Source organism: Chitinophaga sp. 22308 (genome assembly GCF_052045305.1).
Lineage (GTDB): Bacteria > Bacteroidota > Bacteroidia > Chitinophagales > Chitinophagaceae > Chitinophaga > Chitinophaga varians_A.
Window position 1 is genome coordinate 334513 of sequence record NZ_JBQEOP010000008.1, and the last position, 24884, is coordinate 359396.

Annotated in this window: 12 protein-coding genes; 1 reads left to right on the top strand and 11 read right to left on the bottom strand. The window is 51.0% G+C overall.

What is annotated here, in order from left to right:
• Positions 1 to 16: 16 nt before the first annotated feature.
• The 8 genes from ACTJJS_RS29735 to ACTJJS_RS29770 all read right to left on the bottom strand — a co-directional run bounded on the left by ACTJJS_RS29735 (position 17) and on the right by ACTJJS_RS29770 (position 14608).
• A complete protein-coding gene (locus tag ACTJJS_RS29735; protein WP_440667299.1) occupies positions 17 to 3154 on the bottom strand; it encodes a SusC/RagA family TonB-linked outer membrane protein in 3138 nt (1045 codons plus the stop codon).
• Between the two features lie 460 nt (positions 3155 to 3614).
• Positions 3615 to 4757 carry a redoxin domain-containing protein gene (locus ACTJJS_RS29740; RefSeq protein WP_440667301.1) on the bottom strand — a complete coding sequence of 381 codons (1143 nt, stop codon included), beginning with the start codon at positions 4755 to 4757 and terminating at the stop codon, positions 3615 to 3617.
• A 16-nt stretch (positions 4758 to 4773) separates the two neighbouring features.
• Positions 4774 to 6396 (bottom strand): S41 family peptidase, encoded by a 1623-nt coding sequence (locus ACTJJS_RS29745; protein WP_440667303.1) that lies wholly within the window; start codon positions 6394 to 6396, stop codon positions 4774 to 4776.
• Positions 6397 to 6399: 3 nt separating this feature from the next.
• On the bottom strand, positions 6400 to 7884 hold the full coding sequence (locus tag ACTJJS_RS29750) for a TlpA disulfide reductase family protein (protein ID WP_440667305.1): 1485 nt from the start codon (positions 7882 to 7884) through the stop codon (positions 6400 to 6402).
• A 2-nt stretch (positions 7885 to 7886) separates the two neighbouring features.
• A complete protein-coding gene (locus ACTJJS_RS29755) occupies positions 7887 to 9251 on the bottom strand; it encodes a RagB/SusD family nutrient uptake outer membrane protein (RefSeq protein WP_440667307.1) in 1365 nt (454 codons plus the stop codon).
• Between the two features lie 20 nt (positions 9252 to 9271).
• Positions 9272 to 12853, bottom strand: a complete 3582-nt coding sequence (locus ACTJJS_RS29760; protein WP_440667309.1) for a SusC/RagA family TonB-linked outer membrane protein — start codon at positions 12851 to 12853, stop codon at positions 9272 to 9274.
• A 4-nt stretch (positions 12854 to 12857) separates the two neighbouring features.
• Positions 12858 to 13892 carry a FecR family protein gene (locus ACTJJS_RS29765; RefSeq protein ID WP_440667311.1) on the bottom strand — a complete coding sequence of 345 codons (1035 nt, stop codon included), beginning with the start codon at positions 13890 to 13892 and terminating at the stop codon, positions 12858 to 12860.
• Positions 13893 to 14017: 125 nt separating this feature from the next.
• The gene (locus ACTJJS_RS29770; RefSeq protein ID WP_440667312.1) at positions 14018 to 14608 is read right to left on the bottom strand and encodes an RNA polymerase sigma factor; all 591 of its coding nucleotides are present in this window, start codon (positions 14606 to 14608) and stop codon (positions 14018 to 14020) included.
• Positions 14609 to 15031: 423 nt separating this feature from the next.
• Here ACTJJS_RS29770 and ACTJJS_RS29775 point away from each other — a divergent pair, with 423 nt between their 5' ends.
• Positions 15032 to 19117: a hybrid sensor histidine kinase/response regulator transcription factor gene (locus ACTJJS_RS29775; RefSeq protein ID WP_440667313.1), complete on the top strand. Its 4086-nt coding sequence runs from the start codon at positions 15032 to 15034 to the stop codon at positions 19115 to 19117.
• A 149-nt stretch (positions 19118 to 19266) separates the two neighbouring features.
• Here ACTJJS_RS29775 and ACTJJS_RS29780 read toward each other — a convergent pair whose 3' ends face one another.
• The 3 genes from ACTJJS_RS29780 to ACTJJS_RS29790 are packed head-to-tail and all read right to left on the bottom strand — an operon-like array spanning position 19267 to position 24877.
• On the bottom strand, positions 19267 to 20121 hold the full coding sequence (locus tag ACTJJS_RS29780; RefSeq protein ID WP_168873562.1) for a hypothetical protein: 855 nt from the start codon (positions 20119 to 20121) through the stop codon (positions 19267 to 19269).
• A 19-nt stretch (positions 20122 to 20140) separates the two neighbouring features.
• Positions 20141 to 21733, bottom strand: coding sequence for a RagB/SusD family nutrient uptake outer membrane protein (locus tag ACTJJS_RS29785; protein WP_440667315.1), 1593 nt, complete (start codon positions 21731 to 21733; stop codon positions 20141 to 20143).
• Positions 21734 to 21751: 18 nt separating this feature from the next.
• Positions 21752 to 24877 (bottom strand): SusC/RagA family TonB-linked outer membrane protein, encoded by a 3126-nt coding sequence (locus tag ACTJJS_RS29790; protein WP_440667317.1) that lies wholly within the window; start codon positions 24875 to 24877, stop codon positions 21752 to 21754.
• Positions 24878 to 24884 lie beyond the last annotated feature (7 nt).

Sequence of the window (24884 nt, forward strand, 5' to 3'; positions counted from 1 at the left end):
AAAATCCCGGAATCGTTTACAGGGTCAGGTTTACACCGAAGTTGAAATTTTTCATCACCGGGTAATTGGTATGGCTACCCATTTCAGGATCATAGTAGTCGCTGTTGAATTTACTGATCACGAAGAGGTTGGAGCCGCTGAAATACACTTTTAAACCGCTGACGCCCCATCTGTTGATCAGTTTCGACGGCAGGCTGTAACCGATGTTGAGCAGGCGCAGTCGCAGGAAATCGGAACGGGTAAGCCAGAAGGTGCTTTCATCTGCCGTTACGCGGTTATTGCCATCGTTGGCGGAATAGCGCCGTGGCAGGTAAGCGTTGGGGTTGTCAGGGGTCCAGCTGTTGCTGTACCATTCCCTCCAGTTACGGTTCCATTCCACGTTTTTAGCCAGGTCGTTGACATATTTGTATTGTTTCAGGTTACCATTGAAGGTAGCATCCACAGAAATGCCTTTCCATTCAAATCCCAGGTTGATGCCCAGCAGGATGGGATTATTGTTGTGCTTCACCTCTATCTTGTCCCAGTCGTCGATGATGCCGTCCGGCTTACCATCCGGCCCGTTGATGTCCTGGTACACCATCTGGCCCAGTTGCGGCGCAATGCCATAGTATTTGTAGTTGGGATGGGCTGTGTTCCAATTGTCCAGGTCGGCCTGTGTTCTAAGAATATGATCAGCTACAGCAGTGATGATGCGGCTGGTAGAATGGCCGATTTCATTCTGATAGGGATAGGTGACGTTCTGGTCTTTGGTGATGTATTTCGCACCGCCATAGGAAGCGTTGGCATTCACATAATACTTTACATTTCCGGCGTTGTTGTTATACCCTACCGACAGTTCCACGCCATTGGCATGTATTTCCCCATAGTTCTCCGCAGGCATTTCCCGGGGGAAGGTGGGAGAAATAGTTTGTATTCTTTTGGCGAGGATATCGTAGGTGTTGATGAAATAATATTCGGCCGTAGCATTGAAGTGGCGCAGGAAGTTCACGTCCACGGCCACGTTGTAGGATTTTGTTTTTTCCCAGGTCACTACCGGGTTCGTGATACCACCGTATTGTATACCTGTGCTGGTAATGGGTGATGTGCCAAAGTAACCGTTCTTACCAGTCTGGTACACCTGCATCCACTGATAGGCGTCAATATTATCCGAGCTGGTGACGCCTGCGGAAGCACGCAGTTTCAGGAAGTCTATGCCCCGAACGCCGCGGAAAAAATTCTCTTTGGAGATCACCCAGCCAACGGAAGCAGACGGGAAAAAGCCCCAGCGGGAATCAACCGGGAATTTATAGGACCCATCGTACCGGTAAGAAAAAGTGGCGAGGTATTTTCCGTCGTAGTCATAAAAGAACTGGCCTACCCAGGATTTACGACCATTTTTTACATTGGTGATACTATCGTCTACAAACATATCGTTGGGTTGCTTACTGGCAGCCCACCATTGATCAGTAGTATACACCGGGAAATTCTGGCGGCGGGCATCTACACCGCCTACTTCTGTCTGCGCCTGTTCCATCAGCACCCATGCGCCTACGTGGTGCAGTTTATGGAAAGTACGGTCGTAGCTGAGTTGCAGGTTCAGCTGACTGTAGTCGGACCAGCGGTAGTCTTCTTCGAGGTAGTCGTTGCTGACCTGGTTTGTTTTTTTTAGGCCTACCAGGTCTTTTTCATCCAGGGAGAGTATCCTGTTGCTGGTGCGCTTCATCACCCATACATCATATTTCTTTTCAAAGTATTTGAACCGGGTGTTTGACCAGTTACGGTTGTATTGCGCGCTGGCGGTAAGCCCGTCGATACCGGGTATCTTGTAACTTAACTTCAGGTTGATAAGAGGGTTTACCACGGTGTTCTTTTTGTATCCGCCATCCCCGCGCACCTGTGCGCCCATATTCATGATCCAGCCATAGTCCACCGGATGGCCGCCATTGGTCCACACCGGCTGCTCCGGTTGCCATATCCGCAGTTTTCCATACCAGTCGTTAAAATCATCGCCCGTAGGGGGAGAATAGCGGTTGGTGGTATTGAGCGCGAGGCCGGCAAACAATTGCAGGCGGTCGGTAATGTCTGCGGTAACGTTGGAGCGGAGGTTGTATTTTTTGTAATCAAGGTTTTCCACAAAGCTTTTTTGGGTGATCATAGAGCCCCCCATATAGTAGCGGACCTTGTCTCCCCCACCGGAAACGCTCAGGTTATGGGAGCTGGTGGAAGGATCGCGCCACACGGCGGCCAGCTGGTCATAGCCCCAGCCACTGTTCACTGTTTTGAAATAGTCCAGTTCTTGTTGCGTCCATGCATCGGTGGCGTTGGGATTAATGCGGTTATAGAGCTGTCCCATTTCCACAGCGCTTGTCAGCGGAGCGTTTTTGGTGCGTTTGTCGACACCGGTGTTAAAGGAATAACTGATCACCGGCCGGGCGGACTTTGCGCCTTTTCTCGTGGTCACCACAATAACGCCGCCGGCGGCCCTTGCGCCATAAGCGGCTGCGGCGGCCGCATCACGCAGAACAGAAATATTATCGATATCGTTAGGGCTCAGGTTATTGAAATCATCCGAATTGGCGGTCACCATGCCGTCAATTACAAACAGCACCGGTTGGGCCGCGCCTTTTTTAGGGTCTTTGTCGAAGGTGGTCACCTGCCTGATCTGGAAGGACGGTTGGGCGCCCGGCACGCCGGCCGGTGTGTTCACCTTAAGGCCCGCCACCTGGCCCTGTAAGAGGTTGCCCGCGGAGATAGTAGGCACCACCCGCTTCACATCGTCCATTTTAAGCACACCTACTGAACCGGAAACGGTTGACTTTTTCTGTACGCCGTAACCTATTACTACTACCGCGTCCAGGTTGCTGGAAGATGTTGCCAATTTCACCAGTATGCCGGTATCGGCCTTTACCTGGGCATACTCATAACTTAATGCCGAAACTTTCAGTGTGCTTCCTTCGGGCACCTTCATCTCAAAAAAACCGTTATTGTTGGCAATCGCTACTTCTTTGCCTCCTGACCGGACAATGGTGGCCCCTGGCAAGGGCGACAGGTCTTTGGCATCAACAACCTTACCGGTTGCCTTGATGATGCGTTGCGCTTCGGCAGCCTGCACGGAGAGCAATACAAATGACATCCCCCAGGCAGCGCTGACGAACGCTTTACTTTTTACTTTCATGGTGACTGTAATTAGATTTTGATTGATTGATTTTTTCGTTGGAAAGCCGAATTAAAACCTGTTGTAAATCTCTCTTTTTATACAGCCGTAAACCACCATGAATTTGCTGTAAACCGATGTTTTATTTGCACATACAAAACACACCAAACACAATACAGTAAAGGATCTTACAGAAATAAAAAAAGAAGGGCCAGCCCTCCCTGACGGAAGAGCGCCACTTCTTTAAATATATTTACGGTTAAATAATCGCTACGATATTTTTTTCATTGTCAACGTGAAATATGGCCCGACTACTTTATTACATGGAATTTATTCATTGCATCATTTCGGAAAGTAATTAATAAGTAGCTACCATTTACAAAGGGGCAAATAAAACACAGATAATTGATCAATAAACATAAGCCCGGAGCTGAAGCTCCGGGCCGGGATGTAAGTTATTTTTAATGGTTGGTCTGATTCATCACTTAGTGAGCACTTTTTTCAAAGTCTCTTCCAGTGCGGCGCCGCGCAGATATTTGGCGACGATTTTACCGTTAGGATCAATCAGGAAATTCATAGGTATAGCATTTACTTCATATAGTTTGGCGGCTTCATTCTCCCAGGCTTTCAGGTCGGACACCTGTGTCCAGGTGAGACCGTCTTTTTCGATGGCCTGCAGCCATTTGTCTTTATCTGCCGGCTTGTCGAGCGATACGCCCAGTACTGTGAATCCTTTGTCTTTATAAGTGTTGTATGCTTTTACGACATTGGGGTTTTCCCTTCTGCACGGGCCGCACCAGGAGGCCCAGAAGTCCAGCAGCACGTATTTTCCACGGAAATCCGAAAGTTTCACCGGCTTTCCGTTAACGTCCGTCTGGGTGAAATCCGGCGCTGGTTCTCCCTCCTGTGTTTTCTTCACTTTGGCGATCCGGGCCGCCAGTTCCAGCCCGAGATCGGATTTGCGGATGGCCGGGGTCAGTTCATTGAAGTCCTTCTCAGCGGCCACGGCATCAAACGCTGGTGGCAGCGTGGAATTCAGCGCCATCAGGGCCATATACTTGTCCGGGTTGGCTTTTACGTACTTTCTTTTTACGCTGATGATTTCCGCCTGTATATCATTGGCTCTGCTATCGAGCGTAGCGACGTAAGCTTTGTCTTTTTGTTTTTCGACCGGCTGCGCATTGAACTCTTTATTCAACAGGTCGTACTTGTCGTAATAAGGTTTCAGCATAGCGTTCACCTTTACATTGTCATCATTGGTGGGACTGCCCGAGATCACGGCATTTTTGATGGAGTCTTTAGCCACTATAGTGATAGCCCGGTCTTCTATGAAGAAAGGCAGGATGTCCTGTACCGGGCGGGTGGTCGGGTCCTGCTGCTGATTGCCGCGGTCCAGCACCAGATGCGCTTCTTTGGGAGCGCCTACTGATCCCTTAAAAATAAATTTGCCGTGCTTCATGACGACGGAATCGATTTTACGCTCACCGTTGACTTTATATGTCAGAAATACTTTGGCCGGTGTTTTTATATTGCTGACGCTACCCTTGATGGTGTACGACTGTTGTGCCACACTGTATACGGGTATCCCTAATGCCACTGCTATCCATATTTTAGCCACTTTCATGTTTGTCTGATTTTAATTAGTGAGATTTTCCGGTTTTCTTTTTTTCAGCCGGCTGCTTTGCAGCTCCGTTCAACAGGTCATCATAGGCCGCTGGTTTTTCCAGCACGCGCAAAGCTTCCTGTAAACTGGCGTTGTCCGTATTGATCACCTGCAGGTAATAATCGTTGCCGGCAAACAGCTGGCTGGCCAGTCTGCCTTTCAGCTCCAGCGACAACAGGCTGATGATCCTGTCCCTGCTGCCTGGATACAACGGCATTCCTTCTTTTTCCGCAGCACCCACTACCTGCTGTACGAGGTAGTCCGGTACCGTGTACTGCCTGTTAAAGGTTTTAAAATCGTTATAACTAGCCAGCAGGCTGGCGCGGTTGCTGTCGAGATAATCAAAGGTGGCCCTGCCGGTCAGGTCATGTGCGGCAACGTTTTGCAGCCAACCGTTATGTTCCACCGTATCCAGGGGAATGAATTTGTCGGGCATGATGCCGCCGCCGCCAAATACCGTGCGTTTTTTAATCAGGGTGGAGTATTTCAGCGAGTCAGGGAAATGCACTACGTCGGCGTGCAACAGTTCACCGCTGGCGAGCCGCGTTTGTGCGTTATCGTTATAGGTATCGCCATGGTAAGGTTTCTGGATAGACCTGCCTGAAGGCGTATAATAGCGGGCGCCTGTCAGCTCCAGCACAGAACCGTCGAACACAGGAACGGGGCGTTGCATCAGGCCTTTGCCAAAGCTTCTCCTGCCTATGATCACCGCCCTGTCCCAGTCCTGCAGGGCGCCGGTTAGTATTTCCGCCGCTGAAGCCGTATACTGATCGATCAGCACCAGCAACTTCCCTTCCATAAAGCTGCCAAAACCACCGGTATAGTAGTAGTCTTTGCCTTTGTTTTTTCCCACGCTGTAAAACACGAGCTTGTCTTTCGGCAGGAACTCGTCCGCCACGCCGATGGCCGCCTGCACATAGCCGCCACCGTTACCCTGCAAATCGAGGATGAGGTTTTTCATGCCCTGCGCTTTCAGGGAAGCCAATGCCTGGTCCATCTCATTGCGGGTGGTTTCGTTGAAAATGCGCAATGAGATATAACCGGTCTGGTCATTGACCATATACGCTGAGCGGACAGACCTGTCGGGCACCGTGCCACGCACAATGTCACGGATAAACTGCTCCCCGCCCGATTTCCGGTGTATCTCCAGTGACACGGAAGTACCTTTCTCTCCCCGTATTTTTTTCATGATGGCAAAATTGGTTTCGCCCTTCACCGGCACCTTATTGATAGCGGTGATCCTGTCGCCGGCCTGTAAGCCGGCCTTTTCGGCTGGGCCGCCAGGTACGATCTGCGTGATGTACAACGTATCGTTCTGCATCATATACTGGATACCGATGCCGGCAAAATTGCCTTTCATGGCTTCCTGCATCTGCGCTGCCTCTTCGCCGGAAAAATAACGGGAATGCGGGTCCAGCTGCCGCATCATGCCCGCAATCGCGGCGTTGACCAATGTTTCATCACTCAGTGAATCAACATAATTGCCCTGAATGGCTTTTAACGTTTGCCACAGCTTCTCCTTCGGATTTACCTGCGCTTTTAACGGGAGTGATAATCCCGCCAAACCGAGGGACACCAGGACATATTTCCTCAATATCATAATCTATTTTTCAGCTTTTAATAATTCAATGGCATAGCTCAGTTCATCTGCCAGCTTACTGGGGCTGCCGGAATATCCTTCGGCCGTATAACGCATCACCCCATCTTTTAAAATCACTTTTCTCGGAATAGCGGAAGACTGGAAGAAAGGCACAAACGTTTTAAATACAGCATCCTGTTCACCTGTCTTCTTATTAACGGCATCGTGCAACAAATGAAACCGGAAGCCTTCTTTTTTAACATAGCCTACGGACTTCGCCTTGTAATCGCCGGTTTGCATGGTACCCACCATATACACAGCAACCTGCGGATCGGCCGCATATTTGTCTACCAGCATCTGCATACCCGGAAACGCGCTGATACAGGGTTTGCACCAGGTGGCCCAGAAATCCAGTACTACAATTTTATCGCCCCATTCGCTGGACCTGACGGTGTTGCCATCAGCATCTTCCAGCGCAAAAGGCACATATTCCTGATGGGTCATATGTGACTTTACGGTAGCTTCCAGTTCATCCTTGTCTTTACCGGATTTCAGAGAAGCCAGGTAGCTGTCAAAAGCGCCCGGCGTTTTATTGTTCGCCGTAAAGAGGGTTTTAAGGGTGTCCATCATACCGGCCGTCATGGCATTGGCTTTGGTGCAGTTTTCCAGGAAAGGCAGCATGGCCTGCTGATCGCCTGTTTGCTGCAGAATGCTGAGATGAACGCTGTTCAGGTTTGCATTGGTATAGGCGCCTTTGGCAGACAGGTACCTGAAATACTCCTTTGCCGCTGCATATTGTTTAAGTGCATATAGCAGCGAGATATGAGTGCCCAACTGATTATCGAGCTGCTCGCTGGCATTGGCCGCGGCCTGTTCCCGGTTAAAAACGCCGGCCTCTTCATAAGACCGGTCACCCGCCTTTTTAATCAGTTCGTTGACGAGCGACGTCGAGATCCTGCTTAGTGTATCGTATCCCACTGTTTTGAAAACAAACGCCCGCATAATGTTCCAGCGGTATATTTCATTTTCCGTTTTGAAATTCAGCGGCGTACAGAACGCCACCAGCTTATCAAACTGACGGGTATCCATATACGCAGTACCCAGGCCCCTGTGAACATTATAATAGATAAACTCCTGTCTGTTGGGAGCTTTTTTCCATTCTTCATAAGGGAAGGCCTGCAAAAAGCCTTCTGAAGCTAAAGTCATGTCCGCCAGGTTTTTGGTGGCAGTCACTTTATGATAAGCGGCCAGCCGCGCTGTTTCGCCTTTGGGATACTTTTGCAACAGCAGCTGCTGCAACTCCGCTCCTTTTTTTATGTCCTTCAGGCTGAACTGGTAGTACCGCTGAATATCTGACAACTGTTGTTCCGTAAGGTCTGTTCTTTTGATCAGTTCTTTCGGATCAGCTTCCCGGTACTGTTCATTATTTTGTGCCATCACCGCCGCACCGCACAAAAGCAGGCTGGCTCCTAACAGGCCGATTTTTCTTCTCATATCTTTCTTTCTCATGTTTAACGTTGATTTTGGGTCAGCTCAGGGTTCAACTCAATATTTTTTGGCGGGATTGGGTATACATAGCGGTCGCCGGGTTGCAGCGTGTAAGTAACGCCGGCGAATACACGCGTTTCCGTTTCGGCCATGCCTGCTTCCACGCTCAGCCGCCGCTGGTCAAACCAGCGAAGCCCGGTGCCAAACAGTTCCCGCCTTCTTTCGTCAAGGACTATACGCAATGCGTCGGCAGCGGAAGATGCGGTCAGCGCCACGAAAGCTGCGGGTGCAAAACGTTTCATCCTGAGATTGTTGACCAGCGCCATAGCGTCGCTTGTCTTGCCGCCACGCGCCAGCCCTTCAGCGGCTGTCAGCATCATTTCCGGCACAGACAGTCCGGACAATATCCCATCGTTGGCAAAAAGCTGGTCGCGGTAGGAACCACGGCCGGCAAAGGCTGGCTGAAAGGTGCTGCCGTTCCTGGTAAACAGGGAATAACGCAGGTCGTCTGGGGTGAACTTATTTAACAGCTCCGTGCTTAACGGTAAATTGATATTCCCGGCTTTGATTGATTTTTTGTTCAGGACCACTTCGGGATTGTCCAGCCGGCGGGGATATTTTTTTCCGCCGGTGGCGTAGTCGTTCAGGTCCAGCAGGGTGCTTTGCAGGCCAAGCGCTTTGGCGGCATTGTCGGCCGCTTCGTTGTACCGTTGCATATACAGATAAGTTCTGGCCAGCAGCCCGTAACCGGCAGCTTTGCCCGGATGCAGGTTATTGGACGGCACGTCCGGCAATAACGGCAACGCCTGTGTGATATCCTGGATGATCTGGTCGTACACCTGTTTAACAGAAGCCCTGTTCAGCGGCACAAACAGATCCGGTTTTAGCAGCAGCGGCAAACCCGGATCGGTGGCAGCCGTGGAGGCGTTATACACCCTCGCGTACAGGTTGACCAGCGAGAGGTACGCAGCGGCCCGTTGTACCTGTGCTTCGGCGTAGGCGCTGCGTTTCTGCACGTCGGGGCCATCGCTTGTCATGACATTGGCAGTGATCTGGTTGCAGACATAAATCTGGTTATACAGCTGGTCCCAGCCGGCATCGCTCTGGTCTGAGGTATAATAGTCTGCCGCCCAGGTATAAATATTTTTCAGCTCATTGGTCAGCAATCTTTCCAGGCTGGCATTGGTGCCCAAGTCGATATCATCGGCAGACAACGTTGGCAGGCTGACAGACGTTTCAAACAGGCCTACGTTGTTCAGCAGCCGCTGATAGTCGGCCACGTAGATGAACTCCCGCTGGTTAGGTTGTTTCACTTCCACGTACTTACGGCAGGAAGTTGTTCCCATCGTTAATGCCAGTAGTGGAATGCATATATGTTTCATGTTCATGTCAATCAATTTTTCCGGTATTAGAAAGATGCGTTCAGGCTGATGAAATAGCTGCGTGCAGGCGGCAGGTTGGTATAGTTGGTGCTCATGGCGTAGCTGGGATCTACACCGGACTTGTTATTTTTCCAGATAAGCCCCAGGTTACGTACAGAGAAGTTCACCCCCACTGACTTTACCGCCATACGCGTCAACAAAGCGGAGGGCACCTGGTATCCCAGCGATATTTGTTGCAGGCGGACGTGGCTGGCGCTTTCCACCAGCAGGTCCGACATTTTATAACGGTTGCTGCTGTTGGTGGACACGTTCACCAGGCCCGGAACATTGGTGAACTGCTCATCGCCGGGTTTGCGCCAGCGAAGCGCCAGGTCCTGCTGTGTGCCAATCAGTCCGATGTAATTATTGGTTTGATAGTCGGGATAGTTTTGAATAGACAGCCTGCGGAACACATGGCCCATTTCATAGGTAATGCGAACGCCGAACGTAAACGATTTGTACCTGAAATCGTTGAACAGCCCGCCAAAATAAGGCGGCGTGGTACGGCCCATGTACACGAGGTCTTTAGCGGAGATAGCATTATTGGGCATATCTGCGTTCACGATTTTTCCGTCGGCGGTATATACCTGCGAACGACCTTTGTCATCCAGTCCTGCCCAGCGATAGGCATACAGGAAGTCGCGCGGCATTCCTTCAATAGGCGTGCTGCTGCCAACGGCCATGCTGCTGGTAGGTGGTGTGAAGCGGGCATCCGTGACCACGTTGGTATTGTAGGAGAAATTGAAAGTACTGCTCCAGCCAAAGTCACGGCCTTTGAAGATATCGCCTCTTACGCCGATATCATAACCATGCCCTTTCATGCTGGCGGCATTATAATACAGGCTGGTCCAGCCGTAGGTACTGTTGATGGGGAACTGCCATAAAATATCGCTGGTCTTTTTCGTATAGGCGTCAGCGCTAAGATGCAGCCGGTTGTTCAACAAATCGAGGTCCACGCCAAAGTTCCACGTCTTTGTGAGCTCCCAGCCTATTTTGTTATTAGCGGGGGCCTGCACGCTGCCATAAGGTTCCCTGGTGTTCTGGTCAAGTCCCATCAGGTTCAGCAGTGCGGCATTACTTGCGCTGGTGGGCACGGCGCCACCGGTACCATAGGTGATGCGCACGTCGAGGTTATTGAGCCAGTCCCGGGATTTCATAAAGTCTTCTGAAGTAACGTTCCATTTAACACCAGTGCTCCACAACGGCCTTGCACGCTGGCTGCGGGAAGCGCCGGCCAGGGAGAAATCGTCGAAACGCAGGCTTCCGGAGATAACGTAGCGGTTGTTCATCACAGACAAAGCACCATTACCATAGTAAGACAGGAACCTGTTGATGCCCCTGTTGATGCTGCCATCGGAGAAACCAAGGGTGGAAGACCATCCCATCACCGTTGTATAGCTTACGTTAGGGTTCCAGGACGCGGAGGCATAGGTGTCCTGGTCAAACCCGAAGCGGGTTTGTTGATAACCAGTGTATTTGCTTTCCCGGATTTCCGTGCCGGCGAGCGCATTCAGCGTTAAAAAAGGCGTCAGTGTTTTATTCACGTTTACCTGTCCGCGAAGGCCGTAGCTGATATCCGTCCGGTTGGTGCTGATCATTTTTCCTCCATAAGGCACGCCGTATACCAGTTTGCCGTTTGGCCCCACCGTGGTGGCGGTATTGATCAGCACCCTGCTGTCGTAGCTGTTCAGCTCACTAAGGTTGATCGTTTCCGTCAGATTGCGTTGCAGGCTGCCTGCCACGCTGACGTTCATCCAGTCGGTGATTTTGGTGGTGATGTCTGTGTTAAGGCGATAACGATTGGCTTTAGCAGTGGTATTGCCGTAGTTAAGCTCCTGCAGCGGGCTATAGGTCCATGGCAGGTACCCTTTGCTGAGAAAGTCTGCCGCCACTTCATCCCGGAAATCGATGGAACGGGCGATAGGATTGCCGGAAGCATCTGCCAGCATTTCATACGGGCGTAATGCCAACCGCCCGTTTCCGATGGCGTTTAGGGCCGCCATGTTGGAAACGGTGTTGGCAAAGTTATAATTGATGCCGGTGTTGATGGTCACACGGTTATTGAACAATTCATTACTGAGATTGGCGGTCACAAAGTAGCTCTCGCCTTTGTTGCTGCGGAACACCGGTACATCTTTCGTATAGTTGGTAGAAATATAATAGGTGCTGTGTTGTCCGCCACCGGAGAAAGACAGGTTATACTGTTGCGATACGGCCCGTTGCAAGAGCAGGTCGCGGATCTGCCCGCGGTTATCCTTCTGGCTGAGGGCAGACAGGGCAGAGTCGCGCTGACTGGCAGTGGCCGTGCCCCTGTCTACTTTAAACATCCACTCCAACGCTTCGCTGACAGGCTGGTTCTGGTTAAAGGTCATCCAGCTGTTGTCCCATTTGGCCGGGTCTGAGAAGAAGCCGAGGCCTTTCATCTCTTTTTCCAGGTCGATGTAATCCGCCGCGTTCATGCGGTTGAGTTTTTTCATATCGACAGGATTGGACAGGCTCAGATTAGTGCTGAAGTTCAGCTGGGAGGAATTTTTCTTCCCTTTTTTGGTAGTGATCACAATCACGCCGTTGGCGGCTTTGGCTCCCCAGATGGAGGTAGCGGCGGCATCTTTGAGGATGGTGATCGATTCAATGTCTTCGGGATTATACCTGCTTAATACAGAGCTGCCGCTGGCGCCGTTGATGGCACCCCTGGTTTCCAGGTCCTGGTCAACGGCCGGAAATCCGTCGATGACAATCAGCGGCGTGCTGCCATCTGAAGGCTGGAGGGTATTGACGCCCCGGATGGAAATTTTATTGTTGCGTACATCGAAGCGTACGCCGGGCGCCACGCCTTCGAGACGTTCCATCAGGCTCACCGCCGGCACTGTTTTAAGCTGTTTGCTGGTGATCTGTTCAAAAGCGCCGGTAGCCCTTTCTTTGGGCAGCGCCTGGTAACCGGTGGACATGACATTGACTTCCTGTAGCTGGCGCACATCGGTTTCCAGTTGCGCGTTGATCACTGTCTTATCGCCCACCTCCACTTTCAGCGGCGTCATGCCCATGAAGGTAAAGACGATGGCATTGGTCTTCTGATGCAGGCGCAGGGCGTATCTGCCGTCGCTGCTGGTGATGCTGCCGAAGCGAATGGCATAGCCCTCCGGGATGACGGTCACCCCTATGAGCGGACGGCCGTCTTTATCCGTTACCGTGCCAGTGATGGTTTGCACATATTCCTGTTCCGTTTTGAGCGGCGCCGCGTCGTCCGCCATGGGCATGGCGTCCTGGCTTTTGGCCGGCCGGGTGTCGCGGATGATGGTATAATAATTTTCCTGTACATAGAGGAAAATAAATCCTTTATTGTAGAGCAGTTCCTTCAGTACCGCTTCCACCGGCTCTTTCTTTGTCAGCGGCTTTTTCAGGCTGACGAGGATATTGTCCAGCAGATGTTCTTCATAGGAAAAGCGGGTGCCGTACACGGCCTTCACTTCGTCCAGGGCGGCTTTCAGCTTTATCTGCTGTTGTGCAAATAGTTTCCCCGGCAGTGTTACACAGAGGCAACACATGACAAATAACAATCGTCTGTACATGTAACTAATTTTGGCTGATAATTAAATGATTGGCTTCTCTTCTGATTTTCAGGTTAAATATTTTACGGACCACAAAAAGGATGTCTTCCGCGCTGTTGGCCGGCACCGTGCCTGACAGCCGTTTTTGTGCCAGCTCCGGCGGACCTTCGAGTATAATTTCATACCCGTAGTTGTCTTCCAGCAGGTCAATGATTTCCCGGAGGGAATAACCGTCCAGGTCCAGTTCGTTGACAGTCCAGGCTTTGTTGGCCTGCGGCTTTCTGTCCATGGCCGTCAGCTGTTGTTTGCTGCTGTCATAGGCAAAAGCCTCTCCCGGCCGGAGCACTTTGATAAATACACCGGCTTTCTCTATCCGGAGGCTGCCTTCCAGCAGGGATATTTCGGTATGGCCGCGGCGGTTGCGGACGTTGAACTTAGTGCCCAGTACCGTCAGTGACAGATCGCTCACGTGCACATGAAACGAATCCGATTGCTGCAGGCGGTTTTTGATGGCCACATGCCTGACTTCAAAATAAGCTTCCCCGTTGAGCCATATTTCCCTCGGCTTGTCCGTCTTCCAGGAGCGGGCATAATGGATAGAGGAATTACCATTCAGCGTAACAATGGACTCGTCTGGCAATAATACCTGCTGATGATTGCCAAATACAGTACGATAGGATTTCTCACCATGTGAAGACAGCTCCCTGATAAACAGCATGGACATCACCACTGCGGCCGCGGCGGCCGTCCATCTGAATATCAGCTTCAAAGGCCGGTAGTAGCGTTGGCGGCGTTGTTCATAGACCGCTATTTCCCCGCTGATTTTGTTCCAGAGACGGGACTCGCCCATAGCGGGCGCATACGCCTGCTGATTGTTCAGTAGCAGTATCCAGGCACGCGCCTCCTCCATGGAAGCCCTTTTGTCCGGATACTGTGCGGACAACTGCCCCCACCAGGCCTTTGCGTTCTCGTCCCACTTCAATACATGACGTGTAAACTCATCGTCTTCAAAAAAAGAAGCAGTGGTATACCGTGCATAGTTCCTGTCCTGTTTTTCCATACCTGTTTATAGATACACGACACTTTTAAATTTTATCCCTTCCTCCCGGAAGAAATTAAAAAAATCAATATAAAGGGCACAAAAATGAATATCATTCAATAACAATAGAGAAAAGGAATGCTGTATTAGATTTTTTTCAATGCAATAACAGCAGACAAAATAAGGAGATCAGTTTTGGACAGGTATTGCCGAAGCGTGTCAATGGCTTTGTAAACCAATTTATAGGTACTGGACACGGAAAGCTGCATGAGTACAGCTATTTCCTCGTATTCCATTTCTTCATAATAACGCAGGTGGATGATTTCCCGTTGGCGCGGCGTCATTTTTCCCAGCGCCGTGGCCAGGTCCCGGCTTATTTTCTCCAGCCGTTCACGGCTGATCATAGTATGCTCATAAGCCAGTTCCTGCGGTAATTCGGGCCAGTCGTCCGGCACCGAGAAGGTATATTTCCGTTGCTGCGCCTCCAGCATACGAAGCAACACCCGCCGGAAAGCCTTGTACAGGTAGTTCTTCACCGAACCTGTTTCCCGGATGCTTTCACGGTTCTTCCAGAGCTTCACAAACAGCTCCTGCAATGCATCTTCAATCAGATGATCGTCTGCGGAAAACCGGTGTCCATAATTAAAAAGCGGAGCATAATATTTATCAAAGACCGCCTGCAGGGAGGATTCATCTCCTGAACGAAAAGCATCCCATATATCTCTTTCATCCTGCATGACGTTTAGCTAATTCGGTTGGCAACGGTGCGAAGTTGCTGAAAATGTTTTACATTTCAAATATTCCACAGCAACCGGAACTGACAATTATTTACCGCCACCAATACGCAACACACTTAACGAATCAGGCATATATGTAAGTCAGGCAGTTTGTTTACCTAACCGGCAATTGCTTCTTTTTTGATGGCGTTATTTTTCTTCATAACATTGCACCTGAGAAGCAGTCAACGGATAATTTAAAAAAATTATTTGTCTTTTTTACAATTATTTTTAATTTACAGGCAGTCGGCCGCTTTGAGCCGGGGATACGTTTTAGCAGAGTTTTAGTCAATATTAGCTGTCGCCGCTGCATTTTATTTTAGAAGCCGGGATATCACAATAGCGTTCCTATGCTGCGACCATAAATTCCAAGTTCAACACGTTATGATGCGCGTTTTCCTTTTGATGGCCATGTTGGCGCTACCTTTTCAGGCTTTCACCCAGACGGCCCCTTACAACTTTTCCAAACTGGACATTTATTCCGGTTTGTCCCATAACCAGGTAACAGCCATCCTGAAGGACACCGCAGGTTATCTCTGGTTTGGCACCGTGTCGGGGCTGAACCGGTATGACGGCTATACCTGTAAGGTACTACGTCACCGGCAGAACGACAGCACCTCGCTGACAGACAACTACGTGCTTTCCCTATATGAACTTCCGGATGAAAAAATGTGGGTGGCCACAAAAGGCGGGCCCGCTGTTTATGACATTTACAGGGAATGTTTCAATACTAACTACAACGCCTATCTGAAATCTTTAGGGCTTCCCGAAGGGAATGCCTCCAATATCACCAAAGGACCTAGAGGAAGATACTGGTTCCTGTATGAGAACGGCGATTTATGGCTATATGCCGGCAAACAGGCGAAAAAAATGACAACCGGCCCCGGTGAGAAGATCATTGCCGTGCAGGAATCAGCCGACGGCAAACTGTGGGCACTACGCCAGAACGGCATTCTACTGGCGTATGACATCACTTCCGGCAAAACTGTCCTCACCAGCACCGCCGTGCAACAACAGGCCCAGGGACACAATCCCGCCAGCCTGTTTATCGACAGCGACGGCGATATATGGCTGTGGAGCTTCTCCGGCGGTGCCTTTCTTTATCATCCGCAGGACAATTCCGTGAAACCGTTTAATGAAAACTCCGCTCCCTCCCGTCTGCAATCCAGCCTTGTCAGCCAGATCGTGCAGGACAACAACGGTACCATATGGATAGCCACCGACCATGGCGGAGTAGCGTTAATTGACAAAAAGAACGGCTTTCATACCAGCTACCTGCTCAACGACCCCAAAAACCCGCAGAGCCTGAGCCAGAACAGTATCAACGCGCTGTATAAAGACAACAACGGCATCCTCTGGCTGGGCACCTATAAACAAGGGGTGAACTATCTGAACAGCAATATCCTGCGGTTCCCGTACTACCACCACCAGGACTCAGACAGCAAAAGCCTTCCCTATGATGATGTGAACCGCTTCGTGGAAGACAAACTAGGTAACCTCTGGATTGGCACCAACGGCGGCGGGCTTATTTACTTCGACAGAAAAAACAATACCTTCCGGCAATACCTCCACGATCCCGCTAACCCTAACAGCATCAGCAATAATGTGATCGTCAGCATGTGGCTCGACCATCAGAACGTACTCTGGATAGGCACCTACTTCGGAGGGCTCAACAGCTTCGATGGTAAAAAATTCACCCGCTACCGCCATAGTGACCAAGACACCACTTCCCTTGCTGATGATAAAGTATGGGAAATTTATGAAGACAGACACCACAACCTGTGGGTCGGCACCTGGGGATCGGGGCTGGACCTGCTCGACAGGAAGACCGGCCGCTTTACGCACTTCTACCGGGAAAAGACCGGCAACCAGTCGTCCAACTACATCTCCGCCCTGATGGAAGACCGCAACGGCAATTTATGGACCGGCACCACCTATGGTATCATGGTTTTTTCCCGCGACAGGAAACAAATTACCACCTACCGCCAGGGTACCGGCAAGAAAAACCTGAGCAGCAATAACGTGCTCTGCTTCCTGGAAGACAGCAAAGGCAGAATATGGATAGGCACCCATGAAGGACTGAACCTTTTCAACGAGAAGACCGGCGACTTTGAGCTGTTCACCATGGCCGATGGATTCCCCGACAATATCATCCTCAATGTACTGGAAGACAACCATCAAAGGTTCTGGCTTTCCACGCCCAGCGGCCTTTGCAGCGCCATGCCACATCAGAAAGGCAACTGCATTACGTTGTCTGTTGCCGGTTATGACGAATCCAACAACCTGCAGAACCGGGAATTCAATGACAATGCTGCACTCAAAACCAGCACCGGTGAACTGGTTTTCGGCGGTCCTTCCGGTTTCAATATCATCAACACCGGCCAGACGCAAAAACCGGCCAGTCATGCCAAACTGATCTTCACCGGCCTGCAGATACTGAACAACACTATCAAACCGGGAGAAACCGTCAATGGCCGCGTGGTGCTGGAACAGTCCCTGTCTAAGCTCCCCGGCATTGATCTAAAATACAGCGAAAATGTTTTTTCCATCGAATTCGCGTCGCTGGACTACGGCCACAAGACACACTACCGGTACGCCTACACGCTGGAAGGGTTTAATACCGACTGGCTTTATGCAGACGGTGATCAACGCAAAGCCACGTACACCAACCTGGACCCGGGACATTATACTTTTAAAGTCAAAGCGCTCAACAGCGACGGCTCCTGGAGCGAGCCCATATCATTGAACATCCATGTGGAACCGCCTTTCTGGCGAACGCCCTTCGCCTTTGTGATATACCTGCTGACAGCCGCGGGCCTGCTGCTGCTGGTCCGCCGCATTACTTTGGACAGGATACACATGCGGTACGAAGTGGAACAGCAGCGCCGCGAAGCCGAAAGGGCCCATGCGATAGAACAGGTCAAAACAAAATTCTTCACCAACGTAAGCCACGAGTTACGCACACCGCTCAGCCTGATCATCTCCCCTCTGGACACCATCATCAAAAACACGCCTGATGAAGGCCAGCAAAAACAACTGGGACTGGTGCTCCGTAACGCCAAAAGGCTGCTGAACCTCGTCAACCAGCTGCTGGACTTCAGGAAAATGGAAGTACAGGCGATCCGGCTGCACCTGGCCATGGGCGACATTGTACAGTTTATCCACGATATCAGCCGCTCCTTTACGGACATCGCCGAAAAGAAGAAAATCACGTTTAATTTCTCTTCCGCTATCGACAGCCTCGGGATTTATTTTGATAAAGACAAAATTGAAAAGATCCTGTTCAACCTGTTGTCTAACGCTTTCAAATACACGCCGGACGGCGGCGCTGTAGACCTTCGCCTGGCGTATGATCCATCCGGCAACGAAAACGAAGCCATGCTGGTGATAGAAGTGGAAGATACCGGCATCGGCATTGCCGACAACCAGCAACAGAAAATCTTTGAACGTTTCTTTCAGACAGAAGTGCCGGCAGATATGGCCAACCAGGGCACAGGGATAGGACTGGCCATCACCCGGGAGTTCGTCAAACTCCACCAGGGCATGATCTCCGTAAAAAGCACGCCGGGCAAAGGCACCTGTTTTACGGTACGGATTCCCGCCAGGAAAATGTATGACCACAGCATCCGCAGCACTACCCCACTGGTAACAGAAGAAGATGCCGCACAGATGCTCTCGGAAGAAATGCGGAAGAACGGTAAAATGAAAACTATTCTCGTGGTGGAAGACAACGAAGACCTGCGCTTTTACCTGAAAGACAACCTCAGAGGACAGTATCATATTGAAGAAGCCACGAACGGACTGGAAGGCTGGGAGAAAGTAAAACAATGCAACCCAGACCTGGTTGTCAGTGATATCATGATGCCTTTATCAGATGGTATCGATCTTGTCAAAAAAATCAGAACGGAAACCGGCACAGCGCATATCCCTGTAGTGCTGCTCACCGCCGTAGGCGATGAAGGCCGGCAGCTACAGGCATTTTCAGCCGGCGCCAACGATTATATCACCAAGCCCTTTACCTTTGAAATACTGGACTCCAGAATTAAAAACCTGCTGGCCCAACAGAAGCTATTACAGAAAAGATTCCAGAAGCAGATTGAAGTAAACCCGGCAGAAATAACCGTCACCTCGGTAGATGAAACCTTTTTACAGAACACCCTGGACGTGATCGAAAAACAAATGGACAACCCGGATTTTTCTGTAGAAGACTTCAGTGCGGCCATGCATATGAACCGGGTAACGCTGTACCGCAAAATACTGGCGCTTACCGGCAAATCCCCGCTGGAGTTCATCCGTTCCATCCGGCTGAAGCGCGCGGCGCAGCTGCTGGAGAAAAGCGGTATGACCGTCGCCGAGATTGCCTATAAGGTGGGATTCAATAATCCCAAACAGTTCTCAAAGTTCTTTAAGGAAGAGTTTAAGGTATTACCGTCGCAATATGCTGTCAGTAAAAAAGAGACAGACAGTTGATCGTTGTGGCTGCGTTATTCATCTTACTGAAAAAGGAAACAGCGGCCATAAAAATGACCGCTGCCTGCAAATAGGGGTTTATACAAAATATCATATCAACGTTTACGGGCAAACGAAATTCAATCATATCAAAACACCCGTCAACAGCATTATGGTTGTTGCGCAACGTAATTGTACACCATGAGCGCGGGCCCGTCGCACGAGGTCCGTATGACACCCAGCTGCATGGACTTTTCAGACAGTGAAATTAACCGGATGTTGCCCCATGCGCTCACGCAGGCGTCGCGGCCGGCATCGTGGATAGGCGTGGCATCCGTCATCGTGAGCTTTTTGGTATTGACGTCCAGGTAAAAAGTTCCGCTTTCAGTGCCCCTGGAAGGCACCTGGGTATGTACCACTTTCACGAAAGGACCTCCCTTCAGGCTAAACGTCATGGTACCATAATCGCCGGCCGGCATCAGCCAGGCATTGTCTGCGTATTTAGGCGCCCATGACCAGCAGTCGCCGCCGGTTTTCATACAATCGCCTCCCCAGCCGTTGTCAGTACCGTAGAAAAAGAGCGGGCCGTCAAACACGGTGGCCTTGATGTCCAGCACCCATGTTCTCTCCTGCCCCACACCACCGGTTAATGCGTTCCACATAGGGTCATTGACGTAGTTCAGGTTGTCGGCGGTCACATGGATAGTGACAGCATCCAGTTGCACCATACCGCCGCCGGTAAGTGCAGACCGCCGGACCACATAATCACCTTTGAAGGCAAAGTGAACAGTGTCTGTCTGGCGGCTGGACCTGCCGGTGCCATAATCCCATACCGGGATGATTTCACTGGTATGGTTGATCAGGTACAACGTGTTGCCGCCCGGATCAACGGTAAGGTCCTGTTTCACTTCCATATTGACCGCCGCTTTATCAGGCAATGCCGGCAGGCTGTATTCTTTCTTTTTACAGGATATTGATATCAACAGCAGCAATAACGCCGCTTTCAGGTATAGAGGCTTATGCATAAAAGTGTTTTTTGGATGATCACCAGCCGGCGTTCTGTTTCAGTACGCCATTAGACAGGGTCACCTGGGAATAGGGAATTTGTGACAGTCCTTGTGTTTCAGTGATTTTACCAGCCTGTATCGTTTTGGGCGTGCTCACATCGCCGTTTTTCACCGTGGTGGTTTCCGCGATGGCAGCGGCTGCCGTGGCAATGCCCTGGCGCAGCAGGTCCCAGTAACGGATACCTTCTCCGGCAAATTCCAATCTTCTTTCGTTCATGATATTATCCTTGCTGACCGGCAGCTGTACAAAACTATCGCCGAAAGCACGTTTGCGCACATTGTCAAAATACAGCTGCGCATTGGGGGAGCCCAGTTCCGCGGCCATCAGCAACACGTCGGCATAACGGATAGACACGTAGTCCTGGTACTGCCCGATCATAAAGTTGGTACCGCCCATTTTCACGGCGAGGCTGTTGCCCGCATTATCTACCAACGGCGTGTATTTCTTCATATAATAACCGGTATACTCACGCTGATCTTTACTATTGGTAAAAGCCAGCCCTTCATCTGCGATAGATATGATCGTGGCTTTCCTCCTGGTATCATTGGCCGCATAGGCATTCCAAAGCCGGGGCGCGACAGGGCTTCCGCCCCATCCCATGCCATAGGGAAAAACGCTCTGACCGCGCATTCCATTCATTACCATCCAGTAGTTACCGTCAGCGTTACCGTTGTAATCACTGGTATAAGTGTATTTAATGGCAAACACTGTTTCTTTGTTGTCCTCTCCCGCATAGTCATCGAGCGACGCAGCCGGCCACAGGTTCCCGAATTTTTCCACGAGCCCGAACCCGCCGTTGGTCACCACGTCTTCGAGATAGGACAACGCCTGTTGTTTGGATACTGTGCCCACGAGGTCTGTCTTGCCATAATAACCGGTATAATACAGATACACACGGCCTAACAGGGCTTCTGCCGCCCATTTTGTCACCCTTCCATGGGTGGCGACAGGCTGGCTGGAATAATTCACGGCAGGGAGATTATTGGCCGCAAACACCAGGTCGTCCGTAATGAGTTTATACACGCTGTCCGGACTGGCCTGCGGCAGATTGTCGGTGGTAGGTTTGGCCAGCAGCGGGATATTTCCCCACAGTCTCACCATATCAAAATAAAGATAAGCGCGGATGAACCTTGTTTCGGATTCATATACCGGGCGCAGGTTTTCGCTGCCTTTCCATTCCACCTGGTCCAGGTGCGTGAGCAGCATATTGGCCCGGTAGATGGCTTTATAGTAGGCGCTCCAGTTGTCACCGTACAAACTTTGATCGGAAGGAGAACGGAGCTTGTCAAACTCGTCGATCATCTGGTAACCGAATCCGTCGGCATTGCCTGTGCCGCCAAAAGCGTTATCAGACAATATTTCCGATGCTATCGGCAGTGAAACGCCGCCGTTCCATACGGTCTGCAGTCCGTCGTATACGCCTACCAGCGCCTTAAACGCATCGTTGGGCGTCTTATAAAAGTTCTGCTCTGTGGCGGTCGTCACATCTTCTGTGTCAAGGAAGCTTTTGCTGCAGGCGGCCAGTGATGCCAGCGCGAAGAGCAGTGTATATATGCGTAGCTTTTTCATCTTTCAGGTTGATTTTGGTTAGAAGCGAAGATTAGCGCCTATCATAACGGTCCTGGGCCTTGGGTAATACCCTATGTCCACACCGGTGGAGAATCCTTCATTGTAGCCAATTTCAGGGTCCATACCGTTGTATTTGGTAAAGGTGAAGGCATTCAGCACGGAAGCGTATATACGCAGTTTCCCGGTGTAGTTGCGTGATATCATTTTGGAGAAATCATATCCCAGCGTGATAGTGTTAATACGCAGGAAGCTGCCGTCATGGATGTACAGGTCGGAGAACTGTGTCCAGTTGCGGTTGTCTTCCGTTACCCTCGGCATAGTGTTGGACGAACCGGGACCGTGCCAGCGGTCTAGAATGGCCGTGGAATAGTTGCCCAGCGCGCTGGACTGGTTGCGCCATGACTGTACGATTTTATTGCCTGACACGCCGGAAGCCTGTACGAGGAAGTCGAAGCCTTTATAGTCCAATGCTATGTTAAAGCCAAAAGTGAAGTGCGGGTTCGGGTCGCCGATCATGGTCTTGTCATTGGCGTCGATAACGCCGTCGCCGTTGAGGTCCACGAAACGTACATCACCGGGTTTGGCATCCGGCTGGATAGGTTTGCCGGCTTTGCCTTTGTAGTCGTTCACTTCTGCTTCTGTCTGGAAGATGCCTGCGGTTTTCAGTCCCCAGAAATATCCGATAGGCAGTCCGTTGGCCGCTCTGTAAAACTCGAGCGCATTTTCATACAGCGTATTGGTATTGCCGTGGATGATATGATCGTTCGTAGGGATGTTACCGATTTTGTTTTTGTTGTAAGCGCCGTTGACACCCACTGTATAATGGAACGAGTGCCCGATGCTGTTCTGATAGGAAAGCGCCAGTTCCACACCGGTGTTGCTTACGTCACCGCCGTTGATCAGCGGTGCGTCAGCGCCGGCAGTGGCCAGTATCGGCGCGCTGATCAGCCAGTCCTTGGTCTTTTTGATATAGTAGTCGAACGTAACGCTGAGGTTTTTCATCAGTGATGCATCGAAGCCGATGTTGGTCTGTTCCGATGTCTCCCATTTCACATTGGGATTGGCCAGCCGGCTGGGATAAGCGCCTTGTGTATTGACGCCTTCCGTTGGCCCGAAGATATAAGATGCATTATTGAAAGCAATGGGTGACAGGTACTGATAAGCCGCTACGTTCTGGTTGCCCACCTGGCCCCAGGTAGCGCGCAGCTTGAAGAAGTCCAGCCAGTGCACGTCTTCCATAAATCCTTCTTTGTTGACTACCCAACCGGCAGACACGGAGGGGAAATACCCCCAGCGGTGGTCCGGCGCAAAGCGGGAGGAACCGTCTGCACGGAAGGTCATATTCAGGAGATACTTCTCTTTGTAGTTATACTGTAACCTGCCGAAGTAAGACGCCAGCGAGTTGGTGAACGGGCCGCCGCTCAGGCTCATGTACGGTGCGCCTCTGGTCACGTTCTGCGCCACGGAAAGATAGGCATGCCAGATGTCAGCGATGCGCAGATCACGGTTGTTGCCTGTCATGCTGACACCGGTGGCTTTCAGTGCCGAAGTACCTGCCATCACGCTGAAGCTGTGATCGTTGCCAAGCGTGAAATCATAGCTCAGGGAGTTATCAAACTGGATGGTCTGACCGCTGCCCATGGACTGCGTCACCCTGGAGGTATCGTTGAACGAATAGATAGAGAGATGATACACCGGCGTGAAGCCATGGCTTTGGTTGGCGTAGTAGTTCAGCCCAAGGCTGGAGCGGAACTTCAGCCCTTTGATGGGTTCTGCCTGAAGGTATACATCACCGAAGAGGCCCTGGCTGCTGTTGCGGCTCTGGTTGGAATAGTACATCACCGCATAGGGATTGGACTCGCCGTTATTCCAGGCTTGGTCAGGCTTTCCGGGATACCAGCCGGTTTTATCTGCGGCGAAGAAATTGCCGTCGCTGTCATACATCGGCAGGAAGGGGCTGGTGGTAAAGGCTGCGCGCAGCGAGTTGTTATACTGGTTGCCTACGCCGATACCATAGGTGTTCTGGTAGTTGAACGTCAGGTGCTCCCCTGCTTTGATGATGTCTTTATATAATTTATGCTCCGAATTAATACGGAAGGTGTAACGTTCCAGGTTGGAGATACTGGCGCCTCCCACGATACCGCCCTGGCTGGTATACCCTAACGACATCGAATATACGGAAGCGGCGCTGCCGCCCTGTACGCCAAGCACATAGTTCTGGGTAGGCACGTTGCTTTTAAACATCTCGTCCATCCAGTTGGTACCGGCTGACAAGTTGTTGATCACATCGTTGGTGAAATACGGCGCCTTGCCGGAGTTGACCGCCGCTTCATTCATGATCACTGCATATTCTTTTGCGTTGAGCAGTTTCGCTTTGCGGGCCACGTTTTGCAGGCCGTAGAAAACATCCAGCGTAACCTGCGCTTTCTGATTGGCTTTGCCGGTGCGTGTAGTCACGAGGATAACGCCGTTGGCCGCCTGAGAACCGTAGATCGCTGCGGAAGCGGCGTCTTTCAGCACATCGATGGAGGCGATATCAGCGGGATTGAGGTAGGTGATATCGCTGGTCTGTACGCCATCAACAATATACAGGGGCGCAAAATTGCCCACGGTGCCTTTACCGCGGATGACCACGTTCATGGCCGAACCGGGCTGACCGGAATAGCTGGTGAGCTGTACGCCCGGCGCCTGTCCCTGTAAAGCCTGTAAGGCGTTGGTGGTATTCTGTTTTTGAAGATCATCGCCCCTCACCTGCAGATTGGCGCCGGTGACGAGTTTCTTCTTTTGCACGCCGTAACCGATTACAACGAGGTCTTCGATCTGAACGACGGATTCCTGTAGTTGCAGGTTCATTTCTGTGCCGGTCACTTTTGCCTCCTGTGGCACATAACCAACAGAAGTCACCACCAGTACGGCGCCGGGAGCGGCTTCAATTTTAAAGAAACCGCTGTTGTCCGTAACAGCACCTTTGGTGGACCCTTTCAGGGTTACGGAAGCGCCCACTACTGACGCGGCTGTTTTGCCGGAAGTGACCCGGCCCGTTACCATGTGCGTTTGCGCGATAACGGAATGGCTTATCAGTAATATGACAGTCAGCCATGCATACAGCAATAACTGTCCTGTATTTTTTTGAGCTTTTTTCATAATAGTC

Coding starts and splice junctions, on each gene's coding strand:
- ACTJJS_RS29755 (WP_440667307.1), bottom strand. CDS start 9,251: ATGAACATGAAACATATATGCATTCCACTACTGGCATTAACGATGGGA.
- ACTJJS_RS29750 (WP_440667305.1), bottom strand. CDS start 7,884: ATGAGAAAGAAAGATATGAGAAGAAAAATCGGCCTGTTAGGAGCCAGC.
- ACTJJS_RS29780 (WP_168873562.1), bottom strand. CDS start 20,121: ATGCATAAGCCTCTATACCTGAAAGCGGCGTTATTGCTGCTGTTGATA.
- ACTJJS_RS29745 (WP_440667303.1), bottom strand. CDS start 6,396: ATGATATTGAGGAAATATGTCCTGGTGTCCCTCGGTTTGGCGGGATTA.
- ACTJJS_RS29770 (WP_440667312.1), bottom strand. CDS start 14,608: ATGCAGGATGAAAGAGATATATGGGATGCTTTTCGTTCAGGAGATGAA.
- ACTJJS_RS29765 (WP_440667311.1), bottom strand. CDS start 13,892: ATGGAAAAACAGGACAGGAACTATGCACGGTATACCACTGCTTCTTTT.
- ACTJJS_RS29740 (WP_440667301.1), bottom strand. CDS start 4,757: ATGAAAGTGGCTAAAATATGGATAGCAGTGGCATTAGGGATACCCGTA.
- ACTJJS_RS29775 (WP_440667313.1), top strand. CDS start 15,032: ATGATGCGCGTTTTCCTTTTGATGGCCATGTTGGCGCTACCTTTTCAG.
- ACTJJS_RS29790 (WP_440667317.1), bottom strand. CDS start 24,877: ATGAAAAAAGCTCAAAAAAATACAGGACAGTTATTGCTGTATGCATGG.
- ACTJJS_RS29760 (WP_440667309.1), bottom strand. CDS start 12,853: ATGTACAGACGATTGTTATTTGTCATGTGTTGCCTCTGTGTAACACTG.
- ACTJJS_RS29735 (WP_440667299.1), bottom strand. CDS start 3,154: ATGAAAGTAAAAAGTAAAGCGTTCGTCAGCGCTGCCTGGGGGATGTCA.
- ACTJJS_RS29785 (WP_440667315.1), bottom strand. CDS start 21,733: ATGAAAAAGCTACGCATATATACACTGCTCTTCGCGCTGGCATCACTG.